The 22,792-nt window shown below is 53.1% G+C and carries 26 protein-coding genes; 10 read left to right on the top strand and 16 right to left on the bottom strand.

Annotated features, from left to right (window positions below; all coding sequences use genetic code 11):
- Positions 1-60 precede the first annotated feature (60 nt).
- Positions 61-822 carry a TorF family putative porin gene (locus BSZ31_RS05735; RefSeq protein ID WP_105027942.1) on the bottom strand — a complete coding sequence of 254 codons (762 nt, stop codon included), beginning with the start codon at positions 820-822 and terminating at the stop codon, positions 61-63.
- Between the two features lie 211 nt (positions 823-1,033).
- Between BSZ31_RS05735 and BSZ31_RS05730 the strand changes: the two genes are divergently transcribed.
- Positions 1,034-1,264, top strand: coding sequence for an accessory factor UbiK family protein (locus BSZ31_RS05730; protein WP_105027941.1), 231 nt, complete (start codon positions 1,034-1,036; stop codon positions 1,262-1,264).
- A 108-nt stretch (positions 1,265-1,372) separates the two neighbouring features.
- Positions 1,373-2,950 carry a YifB family Mg chelatase-like AAA ATPase gene (locus BSZ31_RS05725; protein ID WP_105027940.1) on the top strand — a complete coding sequence of 526 codons (1,578 nt, stop codon included), beginning with the start codon at positions 1,373-1,375 and terminating at the stop codon, positions 2,948-2,950.
- On the opposite strand, the gene BSZ31_RS05720 is transcribed toward BSZ31_RS05725, so the two are convergent.
- The 3 genes from BSZ31_RS05720 to BSZ31_RS05710 are packed head-to-tail and all read right to left on the bottom strand — an operon-like array spanning position 2,938 to position 6,166.
- Positions 2,938-4,311 carry a heterodisulfide reductase-related iron-sulfur binding cluster gene (locus tag BSZ31_RS05720; RefSeq protein ID WP_168426865.1) on the bottom strand — a complete coding sequence of 458 codons (1,374 nt, stop codon included), beginning with the start codon at positions 4,309-4,311 and terminating at the stop codon, positions 2,938-2,940. The genes BSZ31_RS05725 and BSZ31_RS05720 overlap by 13 nt on opposite strands.
- A 2-nt stretch (positions 4,312-4,313) precedes the next feature.
- On the bottom strand, positions 4,314-5,624 hold the full coding sequence (locus BSZ31_RS05715) for a nitrate/nitrite transporter (protein WP_105027938.1): 1,311 nt from the start codon (positions 5,622-5,624) through the stop codon (positions 4,314-4,316).
- Positions 5,624-6,166 (bottom strand): hypothetical protein, encoded by a 543-nt coding sequence (locus tag BSZ31_RS05710; RefSeq protein WP_105027937.1) that lies wholly within the window; start codon positions 6,164-6,166, stop codon positions 5,624-5,626. The genes BSZ31_RS05715 and BSZ31_RS05710 overlap by 1 nt, the downstream gene beginning before the upstream one ends.
- A 90-nt stretch (positions 6,167-6,256) precedes the next feature.
- Here BSZ31_RS05710 and BSZ31_RS05705 point away from each other — a divergent pair, with 90 nt between their 5' ends.
- A complete protein-coding gene (locus tag BSZ31_RS05705; RefSeq protein WP_105027936.1) occupies positions 6,257-6,589 on the top strand; it encodes a DUF1840 domain-containing protein in 333 nt (110 codons plus the stop codon).
- Between the two features lie 28 nt (positions 6,590-6,617).
- On the opposite strand, the gene BSZ31_RS05700 is transcribed toward BSZ31_RS05705, so the two are convergent.
- Positions 6,618-7,139, bottom strand: a complete 522-nt coding sequence (locus BSZ31_RS05700; protein ID WP_105027935.1) for a DUF962 domain-containing protein — start codon at positions 7,137-7,139, stop codon at positions 6,618-6,620.
- A 141-nt stretch (positions 7,140-7,280) separates the two neighbouring features.
- Here BSZ31_RS05700 and BSZ31_RS05695 point away from each other — a divergent pair, with 141 nt between their 5' ends.
- Positions 7,281-7,991: a Crp/Fnr family transcriptional regulator gene (locus BSZ31_RS05695; RefSeq protein ID WP_105027934.1), complete on the top strand. Its 711-nt coding sequence runs from the start codon at positions 7,281-7,283 to the stop codon at positions 7,989-7,991.
- A gap of 88 nt (positions 7,992-8,079) precedes the next feature.
- Positions 8,080-9,774, top strand: a complete 1,695-nt coding sequence (locus BSZ31_RS05690) for a DUF4394 domain-containing protein (protein WP_105027933.1) — start codon at positions 8,080-8,082, stop codon at positions 9,772-9,774.
- A 63-nt stretch (positions 9,775-9,837) separates the two neighbouring features.
- Here the strand turns inward: BSZ31_RS05690 and BSZ31_RS05685 are convergent, their stop codons facing one another.
- From BSZ31_RS05685 to BSZ31_RS05670, 4 genes are all read right to left on the bottom strand, one after another.
- On the bottom strand, positions 9,838-10,557 hold the full coding sequence (locus BSZ31_RS05685) for an anti-sigma factor domain-containing protein (RefSeq protein WP_105027932.1): 720 nt from the start codon (positions 10,555-10,557) through the stop codon (positions 9,838-9,840).
- A complete protein-coding gene (locus BSZ31_RS05680) occupies positions 10,554-11,102 on the bottom strand; it encodes a sigma-70 family RNA polymerase sigma factor (RefSeq protein WP_105027931.1) in 549 nt (182 codons plus the stop codon). The genes BSZ31_RS05685 and BSZ31_RS05680 overlap by 4 nt, the downstream gene beginning before the upstream one ends.
- Before the next feature lie 89 nt (positions 11,103-11,191).
- Positions 11,192-11,695: a Dps family protein gene (locus BSZ31_RS05675; protein WP_105027930.1), complete on the bottom strand. Its 504-nt coding sequence runs from the start codon at positions 11,693-11,695 to the stop codon at positions 11,192-11,194.
- Positions 11,696-11,710: 15 nt separating this feature from the next.
- Positions 11,711-12,844 (bottom strand): SMP-30/gluconolactonase/LRE family protein, encoded by a 1,134-nt coding sequence (locus tag BSZ31_RS05670; RefSeq protein ID WP_105027929.1) that lies wholly within the window; start codon positions 12,842-12,844, stop codon positions 11,711-11,713.
- Between the two features lie 84 nt (positions 12,845-12,928).
- On the opposite strand from BSZ31_RS05670, the gene BSZ31_RS05665 reads away from it, so the two are divergent.
- The 3 genes from BSZ31_RS05665 to BSZ31_RS05655 are packed head-to-tail and all read left to right on the top strand — an operon-like array spanning position 12,929 to position 16,005.
- Complete coding sequence (locus BSZ31_RS05665; RefSeq protein ID WP_105027928.1) at positions 12,929-14,158, top strand: acyl-CoA dehydrogenase family protein; 1,230 nt, start codon at positions 12,929-12,931, stop codon at positions 14,156-14,158.
- Positions 14,158-15,234, top strand: coding sequence for a phosphotransferase family protein (locus BSZ31_RS05660; RefSeq protein WP_105027927.1), 1,077 nt, complete (start codon positions 14,158-14,160; stop codon positions 15,232-15,234). Before BSZ31_RS05665 ends, BSZ31_RS05660 begins: the two co-directional genes overlap by 1 nt.
- A 6-nt stretch (positions 15,235-15,240) precedes the next feature.
- Entirely contained in the window at positions 15,241-16,005 is a 765-nt protein-coding gene (locus tag BSZ31_RS05655; RefSeq protein WP_105027926.1) for a histidine phosphatase family protein, read from the top strand.
- 11 nt (positions 16,006-16,016) lie between these two features.
- On the opposite strand, the gene BSZ31_RS05650 is transcribed toward BSZ31_RS05655, so the two are convergent.
- The 7 genes from BSZ31_RS05650 to BSZ31_RS05620 form a co-directional block, all read right to left on the bottom strand.
- Positions 16,017-16,388 (bottom strand): copper-binding protein, encoded by a 372-nt coding sequence (locus BSZ31_RS05650; RefSeq protein ID WP_105027925.1) that lies wholly within the window; start codon positions 16,386-16,388, stop codon positions 16,017-16,019.
- A gap of 20 nt (positions 16,389-16,408) precedes the next feature.
- Positions 16,409-16,903: a plastocyanin/azurin family copper-binding protein gene (locus tag BSZ31_RS05645; protein ID WP_105027924.1), complete on the bottom strand. Its 495-nt coding sequence runs from the start codon at positions 16,901-16,903 to the stop codon at positions 16,409-16,411.
- Positions 16,904-16,927: 24 nt separating this feature from the next.
- A complete protein-coding gene (locus BSZ31_RS05640; RefSeq protein ID WP_105027923.1) occupies positions 16,928-18,340 on the bottom strand; it encodes a multicopper oxidase family protein in 1,413 nt (470 codons plus the stop codon).
- 17 nt (positions 18,341-18,357) lie between these two features.
- Positions 18,358-19,782, bottom strand: coding sequence for a TolC family protein (locus tag BSZ31_RS05635; RefSeq protein ID WP_105027922.1), 1,425 nt, complete (start codon positions 19,780-19,782; stop codon positions 18,358-18,360).
- Complete coding sequence (locus tag BSZ31_RS05630; RefSeq protein ID WP_105027921.1) at positions 19,779-20,063, bottom strand: hypothetical protein; 285 nt, start codon at positions 20,061-20,063, stop codon at positions 19,779-19,781. The genes BSZ31_RS05635 and BSZ31_RS05630 overlap by 4 nt, the downstream gene beginning before the upstream one ends.
- A 63-nt stretch (positions 20,064-20,126) precedes the next feature.
- The gene (locus BSZ31_RS05625) at positions 20,127-20,531 is read right to left on the bottom strand and encodes a hypothetical protein (protein ID WP_146106618.1); all 405 of its coding nucleotides are present in this window, start codon (positions 20,529-20,531) and stop codon (positions 20,127-20,129) included.
- 82 nt (positions 20,532-20,613) lie between these two features.
- On the bottom strand, positions 20,614-21,576 hold the full coding sequence (locus BSZ31_RS05620) for a metal-dependent hydrolase (RefSeq protein ID WP_206018553.1): 963 nt from the start codon (positions 21,574-21,576) through the stop codon (positions 20,614-20,616).
- 128 nt (positions 21,577-21,704) lie between these two features.
- On the opposite strand from BSZ31_RS05620, the gene BSZ31_RS05615 reads away from it, so the two are divergent.
- A complete protein-coding gene (locus BSZ31_RS05615) occupies positions 21,705-22,136 on the top strand; it encodes a putative toxin-antitoxin system toxin component, PIN family (protein ID WP_240605765.1) in 432 nt (143 codons plus the stop codon).
- Positions 22,137-22,751 (top strand): DUF1508 domain-containing protein, encoded by a 615-nt coding sequence (locus tag BSZ31_RS05610; RefSeq protein ID WP_105027919.1) that lies wholly within the window; start codon positions 22,137-22,139, stop codon positions 22,749-22,751.
- Positions 22,752-22,792 lie beyond the last annotated feature (41 nt).

Raw genomic sequence — 22,792 nt, 5'->3', positions numbered from 1 at the left:
GAATTAAGTTTGAAGAGGGTAAAAACAGCGCCCCTCTTCAGAGCGCTGTCTGGATTCAATTTAGAACTTGGCGCTGAAAGTCACTACCAAAGAACCATCAGTGATTTGTTCGTTGTTGAAAATCTTTTCGCCGTCATCGTCAACAGCAATGTACGCAGCAGTTACCGAGTACTTTGGGCTGATTGCATAAGTGGCTGCCAAGCTGTAGTCAGAGTAGGAATCAAAACGCTCTGCACCAACTTGTACAATGTCTTTGTCATAGGTTGTCAAGCCGTAATGAGCGGTCAGAGACAAAGAATCCGACAAAGGCAATGTGTAGCCGAGGTCCAAATAAGTAGAGCCTGAGAGCTTGTTGGAACCATCCAGGGTAGTTGTGGCGAAGTAATCATCAGACACAGCGTAGGACAACTTGGCGTATGCGTTGGCGTAAGATACCTTGCCATAAATTTCCAAGGTGTCTGCCTCTGGGGCACCAGCAGCAACCGGCACGCCTTCGTAGAAATAATACAAAGCACCTACGTCATAGCCGATGCCATTGGCCAAGGAACCAGCGTAACCACCGTAAAAGTCCATTTCCAGGCCAGAGCTTGGACCAGCCAAGTTGCTGATGTTTGAGTTCCAGTTACCCACGTAGAAACCGTTGCTGAAAGCGGCGTCAAAGCCACCCTGGAAAGCCGGGCCACCGTTGGTTTGGGAAATACCGCGGAATTTGTAATCGGTAGCCAAGTTGGCGTTTGCTGTAGTAGTGACTTCAGCTTGTGCAGTTGAAACAGCCCCGAAAGTAGTTGCGGCGATTGCAGCGACCAGTACTAATTTTTTCATCTCACTCTCCTAAAAATAGATGAATGCCGTAAAGTTTTTTTGGCAAGGGTCTAATAGCGAGAAGTGTGCCAACCATGAACTCGTCGGTAATTTCACGATAAATCCCCCTTTTTCGGGCACAATAGGGATTCAATTTTTTGAATTTTTCGCCGCAGCACCAATTTGGTGCACTGTTTTGGTGCGACGCGATATAACTCTTTCGGGGTAAACATTGGCGAACAATCCTTTCGATGCCATCACGGCCAGAGTAGGCGAATTGCTCAACGCAAAAGGCCTTCAAAACATGGAAAATCCAGTCACACAGCTGATTCGCCAAGGTTTGCAAGACATGGAGTTTGTGAGCCTTGAAGATTTTGAAATCCAAAAGGAAGTGCTTAACCGGCTGCGCGAAAAGGTGCATGCACTCGAATTGCGCGTGGCTGAGCTCGAGAAACGAACCTGATCGAGCCCTCTGTCACGCGTCGTCCACCGGGTGACGCCAACCGAAGCACTCATTTGCAAAAAGAAGCGGCGTGGGGATAATCCTCGGGGTTTGACTGTTGTCCGCACCATGCCTCTAGCCACCCTTCACAGTCTTACCTTTGTGGGCGTTCGCCCTGTCGCGGTTCAAATTGAGGTTCATTTGTCAGCCGGCTTGCCTTCCTTCGCGCTGGTCGGTCTGCCCGATACCGAAATCCGTGAATCCAAAGAACGAGTACGATCGGCCTTGCTCAACAGCGGATTCGAGTTTCCCTCTCAGCGAATTACAGTCAACCTCGCGCCGGCTGACCTTCCCAAGGGCAGTGCGGCATTTGATCTTGCAGTCGCATTGGGCATCGCCAGTGCTTCGGGCCAATTGGCCAAAGCCGATCTTTCTGACTGGTTGTTCGCTGGAGAACTGTCATTGTCAGGTGCACTGACTGGCGTACGCAGTCCTTTTGCCCTGGCAGTTGCTGCTCGAAAGGAGGCCTGCATACGCCAGCGCACGATCAAGCTGATGATGCCCAAAGCGCCAGCCAGGCTTGCAGCCACTGTGCCCGACCTTGCAGTATTCGGCGCCGGCAATTTGTTTGAAGCGGCTGCGCATCTGGTGGGGCATGGCCAGCCACTGGAACAACAATCACACCTGGCATCAAACCATTCGAGCACGACCAACCCACTGGACATGGCCGAAGTGATTGGTCACCAAACCGCCAAACATGCCTTACTGACCGCCACGGCGGGTCAACACCACATTCGCCTGGTGGGCCCACCGGGCAGTGGAAAGTCGATGCTGGCGCAGCGCGTTGGCAGCCTGATGCCACCTTTGCCTTTTGAAGACTCGCTGGAGATCTCGGCCATTCGAAGCCTGAAAGGCGAAAGCGACATGCTGAGCCCGCAGCGCCCTTTTAGAAACCCACACCCTAGCAGCACCATGGCTGCATTGATCGGCGGCGGAAACCCACCCTCCCCGGGAGAAATTACCCTGGCTCATCAGGGCATTTTATTCACCGATGAAGTGTTGGAATTCGATCGACGTTGTCTGGAGTCGCTGCGGGAGCCACTTGAAACTGGCCGCGTGAATATTTCCAGATCGGGTCATCAAGCCAGTTTTCCGGCAAAGTTTTTGTGGGTGTGCGCCCACAACCCTTGCCCCTGCGGCTGGCTGGGACACCCGGCAAAAGAATGTCGGTGCACTCCCGAGCAAGTGAGGAAATATCAAAACAAATTGTCTGGTCCGTTGGCCGATCGGCTGGACATTTCAGTGGAAGTGCAGGCGATTGACCATGGCGCGCTGCTGCAAGGGGAAACAGAACCGACCGAATTGGGCGGCAGCGCAGGGCTACGCAAGCGGGTTGAGGAAGCCCGCACTGTTCAACTTGAACGCCAAGGCTGCCTGAACGGCGAAATGAGTGCGGGCCAAATCAACAAGCATTGCAAACCCGCCAGCGGCGCTGAAAAACTACTATTGGCCTATGCACAAAAAAATCATCTTTCAGCACGGGCACTGCATCGGATTTGCCGGGTGGCACGCACTTTGGCCGACCTGGACCAAGCCAGTCAAATCGAGAAAAAACACATTGCCACCGCCATTCAGTACAGAAAAACGCTGGGAGGCGAGGCGGGCAGCCAATCGCCTGTGGCTCAGCAGCCGACTTACAATCCGTAAGCCATTCGCAGCAAGGTCAGCGGGTGGGCCAGCTCCGGTTTTTTGTCAGAGGTTTGGACAAGGTCCAGGATTTCTATACCCCAGGCAATTTGCCTCCCGGTCAACTGGCAGTCTGTTGTCAAATAGTCAGCCGGCTCAGCCATTTGCCTGAACACGCGCTGTCCCAGTTTTATCGCCACAGGATAATCTTCGCGCTGATTGCCCCAATGACTACCAAAGCCGGGGCTGCCCTTGACCACATTCACCTTGGTGTCGGGCACCAGGCCCAACAACGTCTCGGTGTGCCGTGCAATGCCCAAATGGGCGCCGCCCAGGAATGGCTCGTGATAATTCACCTTGCCCAAAGTATTGACGAAATCAATTCTTAAAGCGCCTTCGCCGTGCAAGGCGACCAGATACTCCGTGGGTGCCCAGAATGCGTCCTTCACCCGCTGAATGTCTGTATCTGCCGGAAAAAGAGCGGGCAACTTGTGAGTAAAAATTCGCGCACAGCTTGGGCTAGGGGACACAATCGCATAACCACTTTCAGCCAAGGCCAGCAAGCTCGGAATGTTGGCCCGCGCCACTGTCGCAAAACCGGAAATGTCACCCATGGTCAGTTTGGCTTGCCCACAACAGCCCTCAAGATTGGCGATCACGCACTCAATGTCGTTGTGCTGCAGCACCTGAATCAAGTCCTGACCAATTTCAGGTTCGTGCAAATTGATATAGCAGCCCGCGTAAATTGCGACTTGCCGGGGCACCAGGCTGTGATCTGCCACCACAGGCGCCTGCGTGGGGTGTGCCAGAATCAGCGCGCGCTCCTGGGCAAGAAATGTTTGCTTGGCCAACTTGGGCAACCAGGCTTGTGCGTCAATACCCGTGCTGCGTTCAATCAGCTTGCGCGCGGCACTGCTGCCCACCACTGTATTTGCCAACGCAGCGACAACCGGAACACCAGCCAGATGAGAGAAAGGATGGTGCCGCCCTGCAGCGCTGGCGTGACCGATGCTGCCCTTGGCAAACTTGATGGCCTTGGCCCGCAGCATGGTCGCCGGAAAATCAATTTGCTGAGGGTGGGGTGCGCTGTATGGGCAGTGCCCGAGATGGCATTGATCACACAGGTGACATTGATCAGCCAAGTCCAGGTAGCGCGATTTAGGCACACTGCCAAGCTCTGAATCTTCAGATTCATCAATTAGATCGAACAGGGAGGGGAAAGTATTGCACTGGGATAAACAGAGCCGGCAGGTGGCGCACACGTCGAACACACGCTCCATGCTGCTCAGGCATTCCTGCTCATTGAAGTAGTCAGGGCTGGTCCAGCCGACACTCTGCCCCAAGGTGTCGTGACCACTGTCCTCCACTAGAGCCTGAGCCATGCTCACCCCCGATGTTGTTGTCCTGTCCCGAACGGAATTAGATGACTTGCCTTGCGTCCAGGTCGAGCATACCAAATCCAGCTGAGCAATTGCAGAATCCATAAAATGGTCAGCGATAACCGCATGGCATCGGTGCTGTTCAACCCCAATGCCACAAAGGTATCAATGCCTATGCCGATTCCCCATTGAATGCTGAAAGCACCAATAAAGATCAGCAGATTCAAGGCAGTGCTGGACCGGCCCGTGAGTTTTTTGGGGAATGGTTTGTTGCAAGTGGCGTAAGTCATGATGCCGGACGAGATCAGGAAAGCATGGACCAACCAGCCCCACAGGCTTGACTGCTCACCCTGCACAATTTGAACGGCAAACACCAGCAAAGACAATCCCATGCCGATCAACATGATTTGATCTTCGTCGCCCCCTGCCTTGGACACCCGTTTGGTCAGAAAGCCCAAAGCGAGATAACCCAGCATCAGTACTGCGGAAATCCAGAACATGTTTTGCGCGGCCTGTGCATTGCTGACCCCGATCACATTGGTGAACCAAGGTCCCACCCACAACCCATGAAAAGCCATGAAACCACCTTGCGTGATCATGGCCAAAGGCGCAACACGCCAAAAATGAGGGTGTGCATAAATGGCCCGATAACCCTGGGCCATGTCGGCAACCGACTGGGTTTTCTGGGGTTTGAACAAAGCGGGCAAAGCAAACCACAGTGCCAGACCCGCCAATACACACAACACTGCTGCCACACCAAATACGCCGCGCCAACCCAAAGCAGGCAGGGCGGCCTCTACGGGCGTGGTGACGGTGAGTGCCCCAAGCGACCCGGCTACCAACATCCAGGATGACAGACTGGCCTGCATGTGTGGCCTAAAATAAAGGGAGTAGGCCTTTACAGCTGCCATTAAACAGGCCGAAACGCCCACACCTATCAAGGCTCGGCCCAACCACAACACCAGGTAAGAATCGGCGACCGCGAACAACAGCGCGCCCAAGGCCGCAAAACCAATCAGCACAGCCTCAACCCGCCTTGGGCCGTAGCGATCGAGCATGACTCCGACGGGCAACTGCATGATGGCAAACGACAGAAAGTACGCCGAGGCCAGAAAACCCAACTGCCCGGCAGTGAGTCCCAGTTCCTGAACCAAAGGTTGGGCGATGACCGCATTGATGGCCCTGAACGCATAGGACATCACATAGGCGGCCGCGAAAATAATGAACATGCGCATGGCAAGGCTGCCATTCACATACATGTGCTCTACACCATCTGGCCCAATCTCGCGTGAGACGTTTTCCGGGTTGTACTGCATTACTGCCCCAGAAGGGAAAAGCCGCCGAACCAGGAAGTGGCTGAATCGGGATTGGCAGCCTCGCCAGGGCCCATCATCAACACCTCATACAATGTACCTTGGTGCTCAAAGAACCGGGCTTGCGCAAAAGCTTCTTCACCGCTTGGCAACTTGCCTTGGATCGACATTTCATAAACAGTTTTGCCCAACCATTGAATGGGCTTTACCTCGGCCTGGCCCGCTGCAATGTTGTTGGCAACCGCCTGGGCCAACGCATCGCGCAGGGCTGGGCCTTGCGCTGCCAGTTCGCCCTGCAGGGGCACCGTGCCCACAGCAAAATACAGACCGTCAATTTGCGCGGCTTGCAAAGTCAAAGGCACCTGCAAACCGATCAAATCCATGGTTCGGGTGGCCTGCGCCGGCTTGTCGGGAAAAGTAGCCATATAGCCGATGTCGGTATTGGGCACCACGCGCCAATTGAACTGGGGCGAGCATGCAACCAGGGCGCATAATGCAAGCAGATAGACAAAAATGGCGCGGCTTTGAGCGAAGGCTGTTTTCATGAGGCGCTTTGAGGCGAAAATTAGGCAGGTGCTCCATTGTAGGGGCTCTTGATACAGATCAATAGCAGTGATAACCAGAGTGTGGACAGAATGGGTATTGTGAAATTCAAATCGAAAGCAGCCGGCGACATTGTGATGTTCAAATCCAATGCAGACCAACTGTTCCGGATTATGGGTATTGAACCCAGTGAGAGGGGCGTGATTGAACCACGAGACCTAAACCATGCCCATGCACAGCTGGTGGCGGCAGTGAATGCTGAGCGCATGGCTCGAGCTGAAAACCCGATTAATGAAGATGAGCTGAGCGCGGAAGAAAAAATCGCCCTGAAAAATCATGTGGGCCTTGAACAAAGGGCTTACCCTTTGTTGAAAATGCTGGAAGAAGCCGCGAAAAAAGAGGTAGATGTGCATTGGGGGTTCTAATGAACCCCCTGCGACACTTGGTTTTGACTTAAGCGCTGGCCGTTTCGCGTCGGCGCACCGGGCCGGCAATGGCCTCAACTTGCGCTTGGGTTTTCTTGCCCAAGCCAATTAGAAAACCCAGTTCGGCTACTACAAACAGTGGGCCGATGGCCAGTCCAATCAAGTCATCAACAAAGGCGGGCTTGCGGCCCTCGTAATAGTGGCCCACAAACTGGATAATCCAACCCACCACAAAAATTCCCACGCCAGCACCTAACCAAGCCGCAGTACTCAGGGTTGCGAAATGCCCGGCGGCGAGCAGCAAGGCCCCATGAATCACAAACATGGCCAAACCATAGCCAAGGCTCAACTTGAGATAAAACAGGCTGGATAGCAAAAACACCACCAAGGCGGGCGTGACCGCAATACCGGCCACATCCACCGACACACGCGACAACAGAATTAACACCGACAACACAATAATAGGAACGCCCACGAAGTGCGTGGCAATATTGCGCGGGTCACGATGATACGTGGCATAAGTTGCCAGTTGGTCGACCAACGTTCTCATGGCTTGTTCTCCTTGAAGCGGGAAATACTCTAAATGTTTGATTTTGAGCTTATATGGTTACAAATCAAGCCTGAAAGGTCTGTCAATTGCCTGACATTTGATGCTAATTTAATGGGACAGGTGGAGACATACCAAAAAACAATGCAAACACACAACATTCAACAAATATTGAACCGTGGAAAATGGTTTGCCAATTTGCCCGCTAACCTGCAACAGGCCCTGCTAAAACACGGCGTCTTGCGACAGTTTCAAAACGGGCAACGGCTGTTTTCAAGAGGCGACTGTGCTGACGGCTTGTACGCGGTGCTCAGTGGGTCGGTTCAAATTGTGGGCGCGAGCAAACACGGCGCCGAGGACAAGCACGTGATCCTGACCCTGATTGACCCACCAGACTGGTTTGGAGAAATTTGCCTGTTTGATCGCCAACCCCGTACCCACGATGCGCTGGCAGATGGACCCGCCACTGTGTTTCATGTGCGTCAAGCCCTGCTCGATCAGCTGATTTCAGACAATCCAAATTACTGGCGCGAATTTGGCCTGCTGTTGACTCAGAAGGTTCGACTGATATTCGGCGCCATCGAAGACGCAGCGCTTCTGCCCACCCCCACGCGCCTTGCACGCCGCCTGCTCCAAATGGCCGAAGGCTATGGCATACGATCGGACAGCAGCACTGTAAGCGCTCGCACGCTGCATGTGTCACAAGAGAAGCTCTCGGCCATGCTGTCGATTTCACGGCAAACAGTGAACCAGATGCTCAAAGAACTGGAACATGAAGGCTTGCTGTTGCTGGGGCGCGGCAATATTGAAATTCTGAATCTTGAAGGCCTGAAGCAGAAAGGACAAATCAACTAGCTGCATCCAAAACACCCCACCCAGTGTTCCCTCTGTGTCGACATGTAGTTTGACACCTGTTTTAAGCATCAACGACAGAGGGATTCAAATGAAATTCAAGAAAAAATTTGTGGCGCTGGCTTTGTCCAGTTTGGTATTGGGTGGTTGTTTTTCGGACGACAACACCGTGCTCAGTGCGGGTGATGTTTTTGTATTGACATCAAATGGGCAACTGGCCACATTCAATCGTGACCAACCGAGCGTAATTCGCACCTCTGTTGCAGTCAGCAGCTTAATGGCAGGGGATACACTTCTGGGTATTGATTTCCGCCCACGCGACGGACAACTGTATGCGATTGCACGTACTTCTCCTGGTAATGGAGGGCGCCTGTACACCATCAACACCACCACCGGTGCAGCCACTGCGGGTGCCACCTTGATACCAGCTGCAACGCCAACAGCAAACGGCGCGTTCACCACACTGGACGCAGCAGCCACCTCATTCAGTGTTGACTTCAACCCAGCGGCTGATGCACTGCGCCTGATCAGCGACACAGGCCAAAACCTGCGCATTTTCGTGGCCAACGCAACCGGACGAACAGCGGGTGAAACATTTGTTGACGGCACGGTATCCGATGCGGCGGCAGATATTTCAGGCGCGGCTTATACCAACTCGTTTGACGGCACCACGAACACCCGCCTACTCAATATTGACACCGTGGCTGACAACCTGACATTTCAGAACCCCCCCAACGATGGCACACAAGTGGTTGCTGCTCCGTTGGGTGTCAATGCAAGCGGCATGGTTGGTTTTGATATTGACGCGCGAAACAACCGGGGCTACGCCTTGCTGAACGTCGGCGGCAGCGTGGTGTTTCATACCATTGCCATTCCCGATTCAACGGTCACATTGCCTGTGAGCGGCCCCGCCGCCGTGGCTGTGGGTACACTGAACATCTCAGGCATTGTGGGCATGGCTTTGGTGCAGCCAACAGCCCCAACCGCGGTTGCTTTGGATGGCAACACGGCGGGTTCGCAACGCTTGTTGAAGTTTGGCATACGCACACCTAACACGGCAACGGCCACTGCAATCACCGGGCTGCCTTCTGGAGAACGCTTGCTGTCGATTGACTTCCGCCCCAGCAATGGACGCTTGTATGGTTTGAGCAGCGCGGGCAAAATTTTCACAATCAACCCAGACACAGGTGCAGCAACCCTGGGTTCCACGCTCAGCGTGGCGACGGACATTGTGAACGGTCTGGCCGCCGGCAAGAATTACGCCATTGACATCAACCCAGCGGCAGATGCACTACGCATTGTCAGTTCCCCAGACGGTGATGGTGCGTCCAAAAACTACCGCGTACTCGGAGCCAACCTGGAAAGCACGGGAGCCACCAACACCGACACAGACCTGACCCTCAATGGTGCAACAACAGGCTTTGGCATTGCCCAGGTTGCCTACACCAACAGCTTTGCGAATCCTGCACCCGCCGGCACTCGTTTGTTTGATGTGGACGCAGACAACAATCGGCTTTTGCAACAAACCAACGCCAATGCAGGAACCTTGGCTGCGATTGGACCCATTGGTACATTCAACGACTACGGTGGTTTTGACATTTCCGGCGGTGACAACGGCATGGTGCTGATGAGCAATCGCGCGCTGGCCACAGGCACATTCAGCCTGTTCACGGTCAACCTCGGCACTGGCGCAGCAACCGCGGCAGGCGTGGCCAGTGGAACCAATGAAATCGGTTCAGGCGCAACAGCGAGCACAGATATTCGCGCACTGAGCATTCGCTTCTGAGCGAGTCGCATTGAAAAAACCCCGGTTCAAAAGACCGGGGTTTTTTTATCGCCAACGTTGAATTTAGTTCAACGCCACCGCAGTTCCGATAAACATGATTTCTCCGGAAGGTCGGTTGCCCAAAGGAGATCCACCAGCGGGTTCCAAGGTGACCTCAAACAGCTGCTGTTCAACCAGCTTGGGTAACATGTCAGCAGGCAGTTCAAGCGGCTTGCCCAATTCCATCAACCCCAATGAGGTAGGCCCAGAATCGGTCGGAGCCTTGGTCCAAAGCTGCAAGCTTTTGCCCATGTTGGCCGGGTTGCCTTCAATGGGCAAACCACCAATTTGATACACGCGAATGGTGTCGTTGGGGCGAGCCTCAACCAGCCATTCAGTGGTTTTGTCAGGGCTCTTCATCACAGCCACGTATCGAGGCCCATCATTAAGTTCCTGGCTGGCACCCAACAGCTGCACGCCCAGTACCACCGCTGCAGCACTGGCTGCCACCGCCCATCCCTTCCACAACCACGCGAAAGGCGAGGCCGTCGATGCTGAGGCTTTTTCTCCTGCCATGGCGATTGAACGGTCTACTTTGGCCCACACTTTGGCATTCACGGGTTCTTGCTCAAACTTTCTGGACATGGCGGCGAAGTGTTCTGTCCAACTGCTCACTTCTTTGGCCAGCTCGGGGTCCTGGTTCAAGCGTCGCTCGAAATCCTGTCGCTCAGCGTCTGTCATTACGCCGAGCACGTACTCGCCAGCCTCAACAATCTTGGCTTCTGTCTGCGTCGTCTCTGTCATGACAAACACTCCTTCAATTTCAACAATCCCCGGCGTATCCAGCTTTTGACGCTACCGAGGGGCGAATTCAATCGTTGTGCAATTTGTTCGTGGGTATAACCATCGACAAAAGCCAGCACAATGGCGTTGCGTTTGGTTTCATCCAGTTTGCCCAGACAAGCACTGAGCTTTTCGGCTTCCTGAGCCAGCTCCTGGTTGTCGTTGGTCGACAGCTCGGGAACGTCGTGCTCTTCGGAAGACACTTCCATTAACCGTTTACGCACCGTATTTAACGCTTGGTTGCGAACCACCGTGTACACCCAACCGCGCGCAGACCCCAAGGCGGGAGAGTATAACCGAGATCGATTCCAGACCTTGACCATGGCATCGTGTAAAACCTCTTCAGCCAGCTCACGCCGCTTCACAATCCGATAAGCCACCGCGAACAACCAGCGGCTGTCTCGTGCATAAATTGCCTGTAACGCAAATTTTTCACCGCGCGCGCAGGCCAGTAGCGCAGCCTCGTAGTCAAAGTCGCTGGGGTCTGGAGAAATTTTTTCAGTCACGTTAACACTACTCGCTGCAAGATAAAACAGATGCAAATGGGGGGCAAAACAAGTCGGCCCACCGCTTGGGTTAAAACCAATTACCTGAATTAATCCTCCAGCAAGGCACGCAACATCCAGGCGGTTTTTTCGTGAATGTCCATGCGTTGAGTCAATAAATCAGCAGACGGCTGATCATCGCCGTCTTCGATGATTGGAAAAATTTCGCGGGCGGTGCGTGCAATCGCTTCGTGACCCTTGGCAAGAATTTCCACCATTTCCATGGCCTTGGGCGGCTTGGCGGGCGCGTCTTTCAAAGTACTTAACTTCGCAAATTCGGCATACGAACCTGGCGCATGAAAACCAAGCGCCCGAATACGCTCTGCGATTGGATCGACAGCATTCCACATTTCGGTGTACTGACCCATGAACATGGTGTGCAAGGTGTTGAACATTTTTCCGGTCACGTTCCAGTGGAAATTGTGCGTGGTCAGGTACAAGGTGTAGGTCTCGGCCAGCAAACGGCTAAGCGCCTGAGCAATCGCGGCACGCTTGGCATCTGGAATGCCAATATTGATTGAGGGCATGTCGGGTTTCTTTGCTGCTTTGGCCATTTCTTCTCTCCTGTTTTATTCGCTTGGTGACTGACCCAGTGGATTGGAAATAGTTGCAATTCCGTTGATATGCACTGACCCGAGGTACAGTTTGCCATTAAAGGGCGTCACCTGCGTGACGTAATAATAGTAAGCACCCGCCTTCTCCGCCTGCAGATTGGCAATCACGGTGCCTTGCGGGTTGATCGCCAGCGCCATGGCCTTGGGCTTGATCGGGAATTGAACGTAGTTCAATAATTTTGCCATTACTTTTCGAACAGCAGGTTGATCGGCGAGCGAATCCAGCAGGGGGTCACGTAAACTGGGTACGGCAACCCAGTAGTTTCCGTCCACATCCATGCGAATATTGTCTGGGAAACCGGGCAAGCCATCGACAAACACATCGCGAGTTCCGGCCCTCTCACCTTGCAACCAATACCGCACAATTCGGTATTCGCCAGTTTCGTTCACCAACACATAGTCGCCAGCCTTTGAAATTGTTACACCGTTGGCAAATTGCAACCCACGAAGTAATGTTTTTGTTTCACCGGTTTGGAAATCATATTGAAGCAATCGTCCGTTCGGGCCGTGTTCAAGCACATCGAGCACATAATTGTTGAAATCAAACTTGCTGGAAGCATCCGAAAAATAGGCATAGCGGCCATCGGCACTCACCGCCACATCGTCTACAAACTTGAATGGCACACCTTCCGACTCAGTCGAGAGCACTGTGACTTCGCCTTGCAGGGTCACTTTCAACAAGCCCTTGATCGCATCAGCCACCACCAGAAAACCCTCTGGATGGAACACCAAACCCAAGGGGCGGCCTTTGGTGTTGGCAATCAGATCAAAGGGCGTGGTTTGGGGGCTTTCTTTGACTTGCAGATTCTCTGGGTCAAACCGAACAATTTCACCGGTGTTCATGCCGGTGTACAACAAGCCATCAGGGCCAGGTTCGATTGACTCGGGCTGAAGCAGGTTGTACGTGCCAAATACCTCGGCTTGGTCCAGCAAATTGTTGCTGGCATAGGGCCCCGAAGTGAGGCTGGGCATGGGTGCCGGCTTCCAGGCCACAGGTTCCACAAGCGTTGAACCAAACAACACCACACCACCAATAACCGCCACTGGCAGCAGGACCACTGCAATCAAAACTTTGCCCAAAGCACGCATATTGTTGACACCTTGTAATTTCCGTTAGCATGGATGATATCGGAGGAAACAAGCCGAACCGTCAAAATAATCAGGAGACCGGTTGTGAATTTTGAACCCAGCGCCAAAGCGCAAGACTTTGTAAAGCGCGTTCGCGCCTTCATGAAAAACGAAATCGCACCGCTAGAGGCTGCTTACTGGGACAAAATAGAGGCCCAGTGCAATGGCCGCGAGTGGAACAACTGGCGCATTCCCCCAGAAATGGAAGCCCTGAAAAGCAAGGCGCGCGAGGCAGGCCTGTGGAATATGTTCCTGCCCGATGACAAACTTGGCGCAGGCCTGAGCACCATGGAATACGCCTTGATTGCCGAAGAAACCGGCCGCAGCCTGATGGCACCCGAGGTGTTCAATTGCAACGCCCCCGACACCGGCAACATGGAAGTGCTGTGGAAATACGGCAATGCCGAGCAAAAAAAGGAATGGCTGGAGCCCCTGCTTGCAGGTGAAATTCGGTCTGTGTTTTGCATGACAGAGCCTGATGTGGCCAGCAGCGACGCGACCAATATGCAAGCCACAGCCACCCTGGAGGGCAATGAAGTAGTCATCAACGGCACCAAGTGGTGGAGCAGCGGCATTGGTGACCCGCGTGCCAAAATTGCCATTGTCATGGCCCGAACAGAAAATCCGGATTTGGATCGTCATCACCAACACACCATGGTGCTGGTGCCGTTGAATACCCCTGGTGTTTCTGTCAAACGCATGTTGCCAGTGTTCGGCACTTACGATGAGCCGCACGGCCACGGCGAGGTGGAGTTCAAGAATGTGCGCGTCCCTTTGGGCAATGTCATTGCTGGTCTGGGCAAGGGCTTTGAGATCGCGCAGGGACGCTTGGGCCCGGGCCGTATCCACCACTGCATGCGCTGCATTGGCGCGGCTGAGGAATCGCTGGACCTGATGATTCAACGTGGCATGAGTCGCATCGCTTTTGGAAAGCCCCTGATTAATTTGGGTGGTAACCGTGAACGGGTGGCCGAGGCTCGATTGGCCATCGACCAGGCTCGACTGTTAACCCTGTATGCAGCCTGGAAACTGGACCAGGTGGGTGCACTGCAAGCCATGACTGAAATTGCTGCGATCAAGGTAGTGGCCCCCAACGTGCTGGAACAGGTGGTCGACATGGCCATTCAAATGCACGGCGGCGCAGGTGTTAGCCGCGACACACCGCTTTCCGGTTTTTACATTCAGGCACGCAGCCTGCGCCTGGCCGATGGCCCCGACGAAGTTCACAAAGGCGTGATAGCCCGCATTGAAATGATGAAGCGGGGTTTCAAATAATGACCGAGTCCACAAAATCGGTCATCGACACAGGTGGTGCGGTTCGCCAGGGCGAAGAGTTAAATACCGATGTGGTAACAGGATGGCTTCGCACGCAAGGTTTAACGCTGAGCGACAAGCCCGAGTTAACACAATATTCTGGGGGAGCTTCCAACTGGACCTACCGTTTGAAGTACCCCGAAGCCGATTTGATTCTGCGCCGTCCACCCAAAGGCACCAAAGCCAAAGGTGCGCACGACATGGGCCGTGAGTTTCGCATTCAAAGCCTGTTAAAACCCGTGTACCCCTATGTACCCAATATGGTGGGGCATTGCGCCGACGAGTCGCTGATTGGCAGTGAATTTTACGTGATGCACCGAATCGAGGGAATTATTCCGCGCAAGCACATGCCGCGCGGCGTGCGGCTTGACCGCGATGAAGCCCGACAACTCAGCATCAACTTTCTGGATCGGTTGATTGAGCTTCACCAGATCGACATTCACGCCAGCGGACTGAATGCGTTGAGCAAAGGCAGTGGTTACACGCGACGCCAGCTTGACGGCTGGAACCAGCGCTACGACAAGGCACGCACCTGGAATGTAAGTTCATTCAACAAGGTACGGCGCTGGCTTGATTTGAATTGCCCCGACGATGTGAAACTGTGCATGATTCACAACGACTGGCGGCTGGACAATGTGGTGCTGAACCCCAGTAAGCCCACCGAAATCATTGGTGCTCTGGATTGGGAGCTGGCCACCGTAGGCGACCCGCTGATGGATTTGGGCAGTGTGATTACCTACTGGGTGCAGAGTGACGACAACTTCTTGATGAAGATGCTGCAACGACAACCTTCCAACCTGCCCGGCATGATGACGCGCCGTGAAATGGTGGACTACTACATGCAGAAAACTGGAATACACACCAACAACTGGACCTTCTACGAGGTGTTTGGCTTGTTCCGAATCGCCGTGATTGCACAACAAATTTATTACCGCTACCACCACAAGCAAACACGCAATCCGGCATTTAAAAACTTCTGGATTATGGTGAATTATTTTGATTGGCGATGTAAATCGCTCATCAAGAAAGCAGGTTGAATACGCATGGGAACCATCTATTTGATCCGACACGGTCAAGCCAGTTTCGACAGTGCCGATTACGACCAATTGTCTGATCTTGGGCAACTTCAGGCAGCCCAATTGGGTGCCTGGTTCAAGGCAAGAAAAATCCGCCTTCACGGTTTTTTCAGTGGCAGCATGAATCGACATTTGCAAACTGCGCAGGCTTTTGCAGGCACCTACGGTGTGTTTCAAGAACCGGTGCAGCATGCGGGTTTGAATGAGTACGACCATGAAGCCATTTTGCAGGCGCTGATCGGGCAGTACGACGACCCCGATGCATTCGAACAGCAGGTGATGCAAAACGCCGACCCTCGCAAGGCCTTTCAACAAATTTTCGATAAAGCGATTGCGCGTTGGGTGAGCGGTGAACACGACAACGACTACCCGGAAAGTTGGCGTGGCTTCAAAGCCAGGGTGATGAGTGGTTTGGGTGCTGTTACGGCGCAAGCGATGCAACTGAAGCAAGGGTCGGGCTCAGCCAATGTGGCGGTATTCACTTCAGGTGGACCAATTACAGCCGTTGCGCAAAACCTGTTGCAATTGCCTGACGCCAATGCATTCAAGCTGAACTGGATGATTACCAATTGCAGTGTGAGCAAACTGTTGTTTGGGCAACGTGGTGTAAGCCTGGCCAGCTTCAACGAGCAAGCCCATTTTGAAGGTGAAATAGCAGGTGTACTGGCAGACCAGGCCACCGGGCTGGAAGCATTTGCTGCCAAACCCAATGGCCTGATTTCTTACCGATAAGAATCAAGCACTCACTGTGCTTTCTTGATCTCGGTCACGGTGTAGTTCGAACCTTCCTGCTTCACGTTGAACTTCACTTTGTCACCTTCTTTCAGGCCTTCCAACATGGCTTTGTCAGCCACACCGAACACCATGGTCATGGGTGGCATTTCAACGCTTTTGATTTCACCGTGCTTCACAGTGATCTTGCCAGTGTTCTTGTTGATCTTGCGAATTTCGCCATCGGCCATTTCAGCTTGGGAAGCAGCTTTCGCCTTGGCCTCGGCCTCAGCTTTCATGCGATTCTCGTTTTCAATGACATGTACCGTGTGGTCGGCCGCGTAAGCGGCACTGGCGCCCAACAAAGCCAAGGTAATTGCACTCAGTTTCAATGTATTTTTCATGGTGTTACTCCTACAAAAAGTTATTTGGCCGCCACGGTGATTGTGCCCACCATGCCCGCCTGAAAATGACCCGCGATCAAACAGGCGAATTCAAATTTGCCTGCTTTGTTAAAGGTCCAAACAATTTCGCCCGTTTTACCGGGGTCCACATGGGCCATGTAAGGTTCGTCATGTTCCATGCCGGGAAATTTCAACATCAACTCTGCGTGCTTTGCGTTTTCTGCTTTGGTTCCAATCACAAACTCATGCAGTAGCGCGCCCTTGTTGTGAACTACGAAACGAATGGTTTCCCCTTCTTTGACTGTCAGCTGACCCGGCTTGAAACGCATGTCGTCGCCCATGCTGACCTCAATGGTTCGAGCCACCGCAGCCGTATCACCTGCAATACCCCAATCAGTTTGCTCTTTCACCACCGGCGTATTGCCTGTTTTCTTTTCGCCATGAGCAAGTGCAATATTGTTCACTCCTCCCAATAACGCAGCACAGGCAATCAGGACTCCAGATAATTTCAACATTTACATTCCTTTACGTAAAAACGATCAGTGACCTGAATGCCCGGTGGGTTTACGCACCTGTAACTCAATGTGCGGCTGGTTCTTATGTGCCAACTTCATGCCGGGCTGCCCGGCATTGCTGCTGCGTTTGGGTTTGGCCAGTTCACCCGTAAATTCATAGGCCACAGTACCTTCTGGATGCTGATACCAACCAGGGTCTGAATAGTCACCTGGCTTCTGGTCCCTTCGTACTTTCAGCATACTGAACATACCGCCCATTTCCACCGAACCAAAGGGGCCTTCGCCCGTCATCATGGGAATGGTGTTGTCGGGCAGCGGCATTTGCATTTCAGCCATGTCGGCCATACCCCGCTCACCCATGGCCATGTAGTCCGGAATCAGGTTGGTGATTTTCTTGGTCATGCCCCGGTGGTCCACGCCGATCATGGTGGGCACATCGTGGCCCATCGCATTCATGGTGTGATGGCTTTTGTGACAATGAAATGCCCAGTCGCCTTCTTCGTTGGCGACGAATTCCATTTGACGCATTTGGCCCACCGCAATATCCACGGTGACTTCAGGCCAGCGTGAATTTTTCGGTGTCGGACCACCATCGGTACCAGTCACCTCAAATTCATGGCCATGAATGTGAATGGGGTGATTGGTCATCGTCAGATTACCAACACGAATCCGGACTCGATCATTCTTGCGAGCGACGAGTGGTGAAATACCCGGGAACAGCCGACTGTTCCAGGTCCACAAATTGAAATCCAGCATGGTCATGATTTTCGGCGTGTACGCGCCAGGGTCAATGTCATAGGCATTCAACAAGAAACAGTAATCCCGGTCCACTTCATTAATCAGCGGGTTCTTGTTCTTTGGGTGGGTGACCCAAAAACCCATCATACCCATGGCCATTTGCACCATTTCATCGGCATGCGGGTGGTACATGAAGGTGCCAGGTCTGCGCGCCTCAAATTCATACACAAAGGTTTTACCGGCTGGAATACCTGGCTGGTTCAAACCGGTCACACCATCCATGCCGTTGGGCAAGCGCTGGCCATGCCAGTGAATGCTGGTGTGCTCAGGCAGTTTGTTGGTGACAAATATACGCACCCGGTCGCCCTCCACCACCTCTATGGTGGGGCCAGGGCTTTGCCCGTTGTAGCCCCACAAGTGAGCCGTCATACCCGGTGCCATTTCCCGCAACACAGGCTCGGCCACCAGGTGGAATTCCTTCACACCATTGTTCATGCGCCATGGTAAGGTCCAACCATTCAAGGTAACCACCGGGTTGTAAGGGCGCCCAGTGTTGGGCACCAGGGGGGGCATGGTGTCAGGCGATGTTTGCAAAATGGGTTCAGGCAAAGCGCTCATGGCCACTTTGCTGACGCTGGCCGCAGCCACCGCGCCGCCAGTTAGTGCAGCGGCCTTGAAAAATTCTCGTCTCGAAGTCATGTTGAATGTCCTTTCGTTTAGTGACCACCGCCAGCGTCGCCGCCAGCGCTTGCGGCCGCGCCACTGACCGACACCATCATGGGTTTGCCCACCATGGTGGCTTGCAACGCAGCGTCAGCACGCCAAAAATCTGCTTGGGCGTTAATGGCCTGCACCACTACGCTCACCTGGTCGCGGCTGTCCGCCAATAGTTCAAATACCCCAATGAACATGCCGTTGTAACGCAACACGTTTTCATCGGCGATGGTTTGCCGCAGCGGAATGATTTCGTCGCGGTAGTGGCGTGCAATATCGTAGGTGGTGCGGTAAGCGGAATAGCTTTCACGCAACGTGGATTGCGCGCCGCGCAGGGTTGCCTCAAGCCGGTTGGCAGCAGCCAGCGTGCTGGCATTGAAGGCATCGCGCTTCATTCCGCCCCAATCAAAAATTGGCAGCGCCAGTTCCAATTCCCACCCTTTTTTGTTGTTGCGCTCGCCGGTGTCGTTCTCAAAAATCGTGTCGTAACGGATACCGGCTTCAATGTCCAGAAAACTGGCCACGTTGCCCAATCCTTGCGCTTTTGCACTGGCATCAAAGCCCAGCTTGGCCATCCTCACATCGAGTCGATTCTCGGCCCGCTTGGCCACATCAGCCGCGGGTTTGGGCGCCTCAGGCAAATCGGGCAAGCGATCGGGTAACTTCAACTGCGCCGCTTGCTCGGTGTTCAAACCCAACATGCGCACCAGTGCTTCGCGGGTGGCTGTGGCTTTGTGCCGTGTGGCTGCAAGATTAAGCGCAGCGTCGGCATAAAAACTTTGCTGGCGTGCGCGCTGCAAGCGTGTAAAGTTGCCTACTTCTTGCATGCGACGCGCCAATTCGGCGCTGGTTTGAGCACTTTCAAACACCTGCTGGGCATAAGTGTGAGCCTGCTGGGCGGCAACTGCATCCACCCAAGCCTGACGAACCTGGGTCACCTGGTCTACCACGCTGCTGGTTAATTGCAACTGCGCGCGGTCGATTTGCGTGCGGGCAATGCCTTGGCGCGCCGGAAAGCTGAGCAAATCCAGCAAACCGAAACTCAGCAGTCGACCCAGTTCAAGTTCATCTTTAATGCGCACACGTTCGAATGCAAACACCGGGTTGTGAATGCGGCCACTTTGCGCTGCTTGCGCCGCTTGTGCCCAGTTCTCGGCCAATACGGTTTGAAACTGGGGGCTGTGGGTCAACATCAGTTCAACCGTAGCCGGCTGGCTTAGAGGCTCCTTCAAAATCTGATTGGCTTTGGCAGTCATGGCCTGGCGTTGTTCATCGGTTAGAACAAGGCTCATCTTGCCCTGAGTGAAGCCACTCAGCTCTTGATTGGTTTGGTCTAGAGACTCGTTGATATTGACCGTGGCGCAGCCCGTCAACACAAGCACCGCAAGCGCAACCGTCGTTCTCCTCAAAATACGGTGGGCGTTCATTGCGCACCTCCGTGATTGTGTGACTGGGTTTTGGATGGGTCTTGAGCACTGGCCGGTTTGTCTTTTTCTTGGTCTTCATAAGGCTCGCGTGCATAGACACGCCAGCCACCAATTTCATCAACCAGTTGATTGGCTTTGGGCCAGTTCTGTATTTCAGAATCGGAATAGGCTTGGTAGCCTTCAAATGCCGATTGGTAGTCAAGTTCTTGCACAGTCTGTTCGGCATTCGCAGACGATGCGAAGGCGAGTAACAGGGGCGCGAATAAGAAATGGGACTTCATAGATCCTCGCAATCATTTAATACACAAGGCATGCAGGCGAATGTGGCCCGGCATGCCCAAGAATCAAATGGCGAGGGTTTTGGGCGATCGATCAATCCGACGCGTGTCGGCGGAATGCGGAAGTTGCGGCGAAGAAACGGGGTGCAGCATGTCCTGCTGAATGGCATTGAAGCTGGCCTGTGCTACCGGCAACAGCACCACAGCACAGGTGGGCGCGCAGTTGCAACATCCGTGCAGCGACTTCATCAATTTTCTGGATGAGTCAGGATCGGCATGATCCACCATATCGTGCATGCTGTGATCCATGCCCTCATGGTTCATTTCGCTGTGGTGCATGGTGCTGTGGTCGATTGCCTGACCGGCGCTGCTTGAACTTCCATTCAAATGGCACGCAAACATGCCGACCTGCGCCATGCCCTGAACAGGCAACGCAAGCAACATGAGCCACATGAAAAGAATTCGAACCATTTTTGTCATAAACCGGAACATACCACCTGAGCTAGGACAGGGCAAGCTGTAGAAAGTTCGGAAGCTTCCCCCTGTGGGAAGCCTAGGCCGGAACTTTCATGTTCGCAGCAATCGCCCCAGCAGCCATGGCAGCTGGGGACTGATTCAAGTAATCCTGTGCAAGTTGGGTTGACCCCTCCTTGGAAGGGTCGTACCAGGGGCTGAAGTAGGGTAACTGCTGCATCACCAGCCAAAGTGGATTGGGCAACAACTGCTTGCGTGAGGCCTTGAACCATTCAACCCACATCCATGGTTTGTAAACCGCAGGTTTTTTCTTGGCAAAACGAGGATCTTGTCCGGCAATGTTGGCAGCACCATCCACCCACAAGCCAATAATCATTGGGACCACAATGGCCGCCAAGTAATAGCGGGACAAATAATCGCCCCCCAGATGCTTGTACAAATCAAAGGCCACGCTACGGTGTTCCACCTCTTCCGCACCGTGCCAGCGAATCAGGTCCAGCAAGACCTGATCTGAATTCAGCTCGTCCCATTTTTTGTTTTCAAGCACATACATGCCCAATACACAGGTCATGTGTTCAATGGTGGCCACCAGGCCCAATCTCGCCAATAGCCAGCGACGTTCCAGCCAGGTTGGGACTTTCTTGCCGAAAGGCGTGTCATCCAGCACCACATCAAACAACCATTTCATCAATCGCTGATTGCGCTCGGTCTTTATGCCGCGCGCGGCGAGATATTCCTCAGTGGCTGAACTGTGCCCACGTGCATGCATCGCTTCCTGCTTGATGAATCCGCGCACATCTTCTTTCAACTTTTCATCGGTCACCAAGGGCAGAGCCTTGTTGTACAGCCGACAAAACCAGAACTCGCCAGCAGGCAAAATCAGGTTGATTTCGTTGATGAAGTAGCTTGCGTAGGGCTCATCGGGAATCCAGTCAATCGGTGTTTCCGACCAATCAAATTTCACGTTGCGTTGCTTCAAAGGCACGTCAGTGTTGGACGCGGGACGCGCGGCTTTTTTTCGCGCAGCAGTGGTGGCGGTCATGGTGGGTCTCCGACGGTTTTTGCTTAAGATGACATTCTTCGATGTCATCGTTTGATCATAACCGGGAAGTGACAGAACCGATAGTGGATTTGCTCTAGGGAAATGAAAGATGTACCGTGGTGGCAAAAATGCTACCATTAATCATGATTGTTGTAATTGATACCAACGTGTTTATTTCAGCTTGCCTTGGCAACGGGGACAGCACTCGCGTGATCGAGGCTGTACTTCTTGAAAAGATTCACCCTTTAATCGGCACCGCTTTGATTAATGAATATGAGGCCGTGTTGGCCAGACCGGTTCTATTCAAATCAAGCCGCCTGAATGACAGCGAAAGAAACAAGCTTCTGGATTTGTTTTTTTCAAAATGTAATCTTCAAAAAATTTATTTCAATTGGCGCCCCAATCTTCGCGATGAAGCAGACAATCATTTAATCGAACTGGCGATTGCGGGTAATGCAGAAGTGATCGTGACCCAAAATATCAAAGACTTCAAAGGCACTGAGTTAATCTTTGATGGCTTAAGAATTCTGAGCCCAAACCAGCTTTTAAAGGAGGTTTGAATGGCAGCTTTAACTGTGCGTCTTTCCGATGAAAAACATGCTCGCCTGAAAGCGCTGGCCAAGGCGCGTGGCATTCCGCTCAATGCGCTAATTGATGAAATGACAACTCAAATACTGGCTGAATTTGACGCTGAAACCCGATTTCAAGTCAGAGCCATGCGCGGCAGACAAATACCGGTTGAAGAGGGACTTGCGTTGCTGACCAAGGCACGTGGTGAACTTACTTCCACAGGAGGGTCTTCGCAAGAGGTTTTACACGAGAGATCCAAACCATATGTTCGACCTTCTGCGGGTAACTCTAAAGATGCCGGGTACTTCACTCTAAGCAAAACGGCGGACAAGCGGTATCAATTCAGCTTAAACAGCGGGACACACCAGCAAATTTTGATCAGTCAAATTTTCGACACAAGAAAAGAGGCGGAAAATGCGATTGAGATCTTGCAGAAAGCATCAAAGGATGCGTTTCAGATTAATTTTGATTCTGGATTAATGGCTGATCTGAAACTAGGAAGGCTTACATTTGAGTTGCCTGACAATCAAGTAATCACCAAGAACGCTGCCAAGGCATTTGTCCGCCGTCTAGTCGAACTCTCGAAAACCAGTTCTATCTATTGAAACGGTTACCCACACAAAAAGCCAAGCCAATTGCGTGGGTT

Source organism: Limnobacter sp. SAORIC-690 (assembly GCF_002954425.1).
Lineage (GTDB): Bacteria > Pseudomonadota > Gammaproteobacteria > Burkholderiales > Burkholderiaceae_B > Limnobacter > Limnobacter profundi.
This window is presented reverse-complemented; position numbering and strand designations above follow the sequence as displayed.

Bases quoted from the DNA above. Each gene is read 5' to 3' on its own strand.
- BSZ31_RS05690 (WP_105027933.1), top strand. From the start codon at position 8,080: ATGAAATTCAAGAAAAAATTTGTGGCGCTGGCTTTGTCCAGTTTGGTA.
- BSZ31_RS05720 (WP_168426865.1), bottom strand. From the start codon at position 4,311: ATGGCTCAGGCTCTAGTGGAGGACAGTGGTCACGACACCTTGGGGCAG.
- BSZ31_RS05620 (WP_206018553.1), bottom strand. From the start codon at position 21,576: ATGACCGCCACCACTGCTGCGCGAAAAAAAGCCGCGCGTCCCGCGTCC.
- BSZ31_RS05705 (WP_105027936.1), top strand. From the start codon at position 6,257: ATGGGTATTGTGAAATTCAAATCGAAAGCAGCCGGCGACATTGTGATG.
- BSZ31_RS05700 (WP_105027935.1), bottom strand. From the start codon at position 7,139: ATGAGAACGTTGGTCGACCAACTGGCAACTTATGCCACGTATCATCGT.
- BSZ31_RS05645 (WP_105027924.1), bottom strand. From the start codon at position 16,903: ATGTTGAAATTATCTGGAGTCCTGATTGCCTGTGCTGCGTTATTGGGA.
- BSZ31_RS05670 (WP_105027929.1), bottom strand. From the start codon at position 12,844: ATGCGTGCTTTGGGCAAAGTTTTGATTGCAGTGGTCCTGCTGCCAGTG.
- BSZ31_RS05660 (WP_105027927.1), top strand. From the start codon at position 14,158: ATGACCGAGTCCACAAAATCGGTCATCGACACAGGTGGTGCGGTTCGC.
- BSZ31_RS05735 (WP_105027942.1), bottom strand. From the start codon at position 822: ATGAAAAAATTAGTACTGGTCGCTGCAATCGCCGCAACTACTTTCGGG.
- BSZ31_RS05695 (WP_105027934.1), top strand. From the start codon at position 7,281: ATGCAAACACACAACATTCAACAAATATTGAACCGTGGAAAATGGTTT.
- BSZ31_RS05685 (WP_105027932.1), bottom strand. From the start codon at position 10,557: ATGACAGAGACGACGCAGACAGAAGCCAAGATTGTTGAGGCTGGCGAG.
- BSZ31_RS05615 (WP_240605765.1), top strand. From the start codon at position 21,705: ATGCTACCATTAATCATGATTGTTGTAATTGATACCAACGTGTTTATT.
- BSZ31_RS05655 (WP_105027926.1), top strand. From the start codon at position 15,241: ATGGGAACCATCTATTTGATCCGACACGGTCAAGCCAGTTTCGACAGT.
- BSZ31_RS05625 (WP_146106618.1), bottom strand. From the start codon at position 20,531: ATGGTTCGAATTCTTTTCATGTGGCTCATGTTGCTTGCGTTGCCTGTT.
- BSZ31_RS05725 (WP_105027940.1), top strand. From the start codon at position 1,373: ATGCCTCTAGCCACCCTTCACAGTCTTACCTTTGTGGGCGTTCGCCCT.
- BSZ31_RS05635 (WP_105027922.1), bottom strand. From the start codon at position 19,782: ATGAACGCCCACCGTATTTTGAGGAGAACGACGGTTGCGCTTGCGGTG.
- BSZ31_RS05650 (WP_105027925.1), bottom strand. From the start codon at position 16,388: ATGAAAAATACATTGAAACTGAGTGCAATTACCTTGGCTTTGTTGGGC.
- BSZ31_RS05710 (WP_105027937.1), bottom strand. From the start codon at position 6,166: ATGAAAACAGCCTTCGCTCAAAGCCGCGCCATTTTTGTCTATCTGCTT.
- BSZ31_RS05715 (WP_105027938.1), bottom strand. From the start codon at position 5,624: ATGCAGTACAACCCGGAAAACGTCTCACGCGAGATTGGGCCAGATGGT.
- BSZ31_RS05610 (WP_105027919.1), top strand. From the start codon at position 22,137: ATGGCAGCTTTAACTGTGCGTCTTTCCGATGAAAAACATGCTCGCCTG.
- BSZ31_RS05630 (WP_105027921.1), bottom strand. From the start codon at position 20,063: ATGAAGTCCCATTTCTTATTCGCGCCCCTGTTACTCGCCTTCGCATCG.
- BSZ31_RS05640 (WP_105027923.1), bottom strand. From the start codon at position 18,340: ATGACTTCGAGACGAGAATTTTTCAAGGCCGCTGCACTAACTGGCGGC.
- BSZ31_RS05675 (WP_105027930.1), bottom strand. From the start codon at position 11,695: ATGGCCAAAGCAGCAAAGAAACCCGACATGCCCTCAATCAATATTGGC.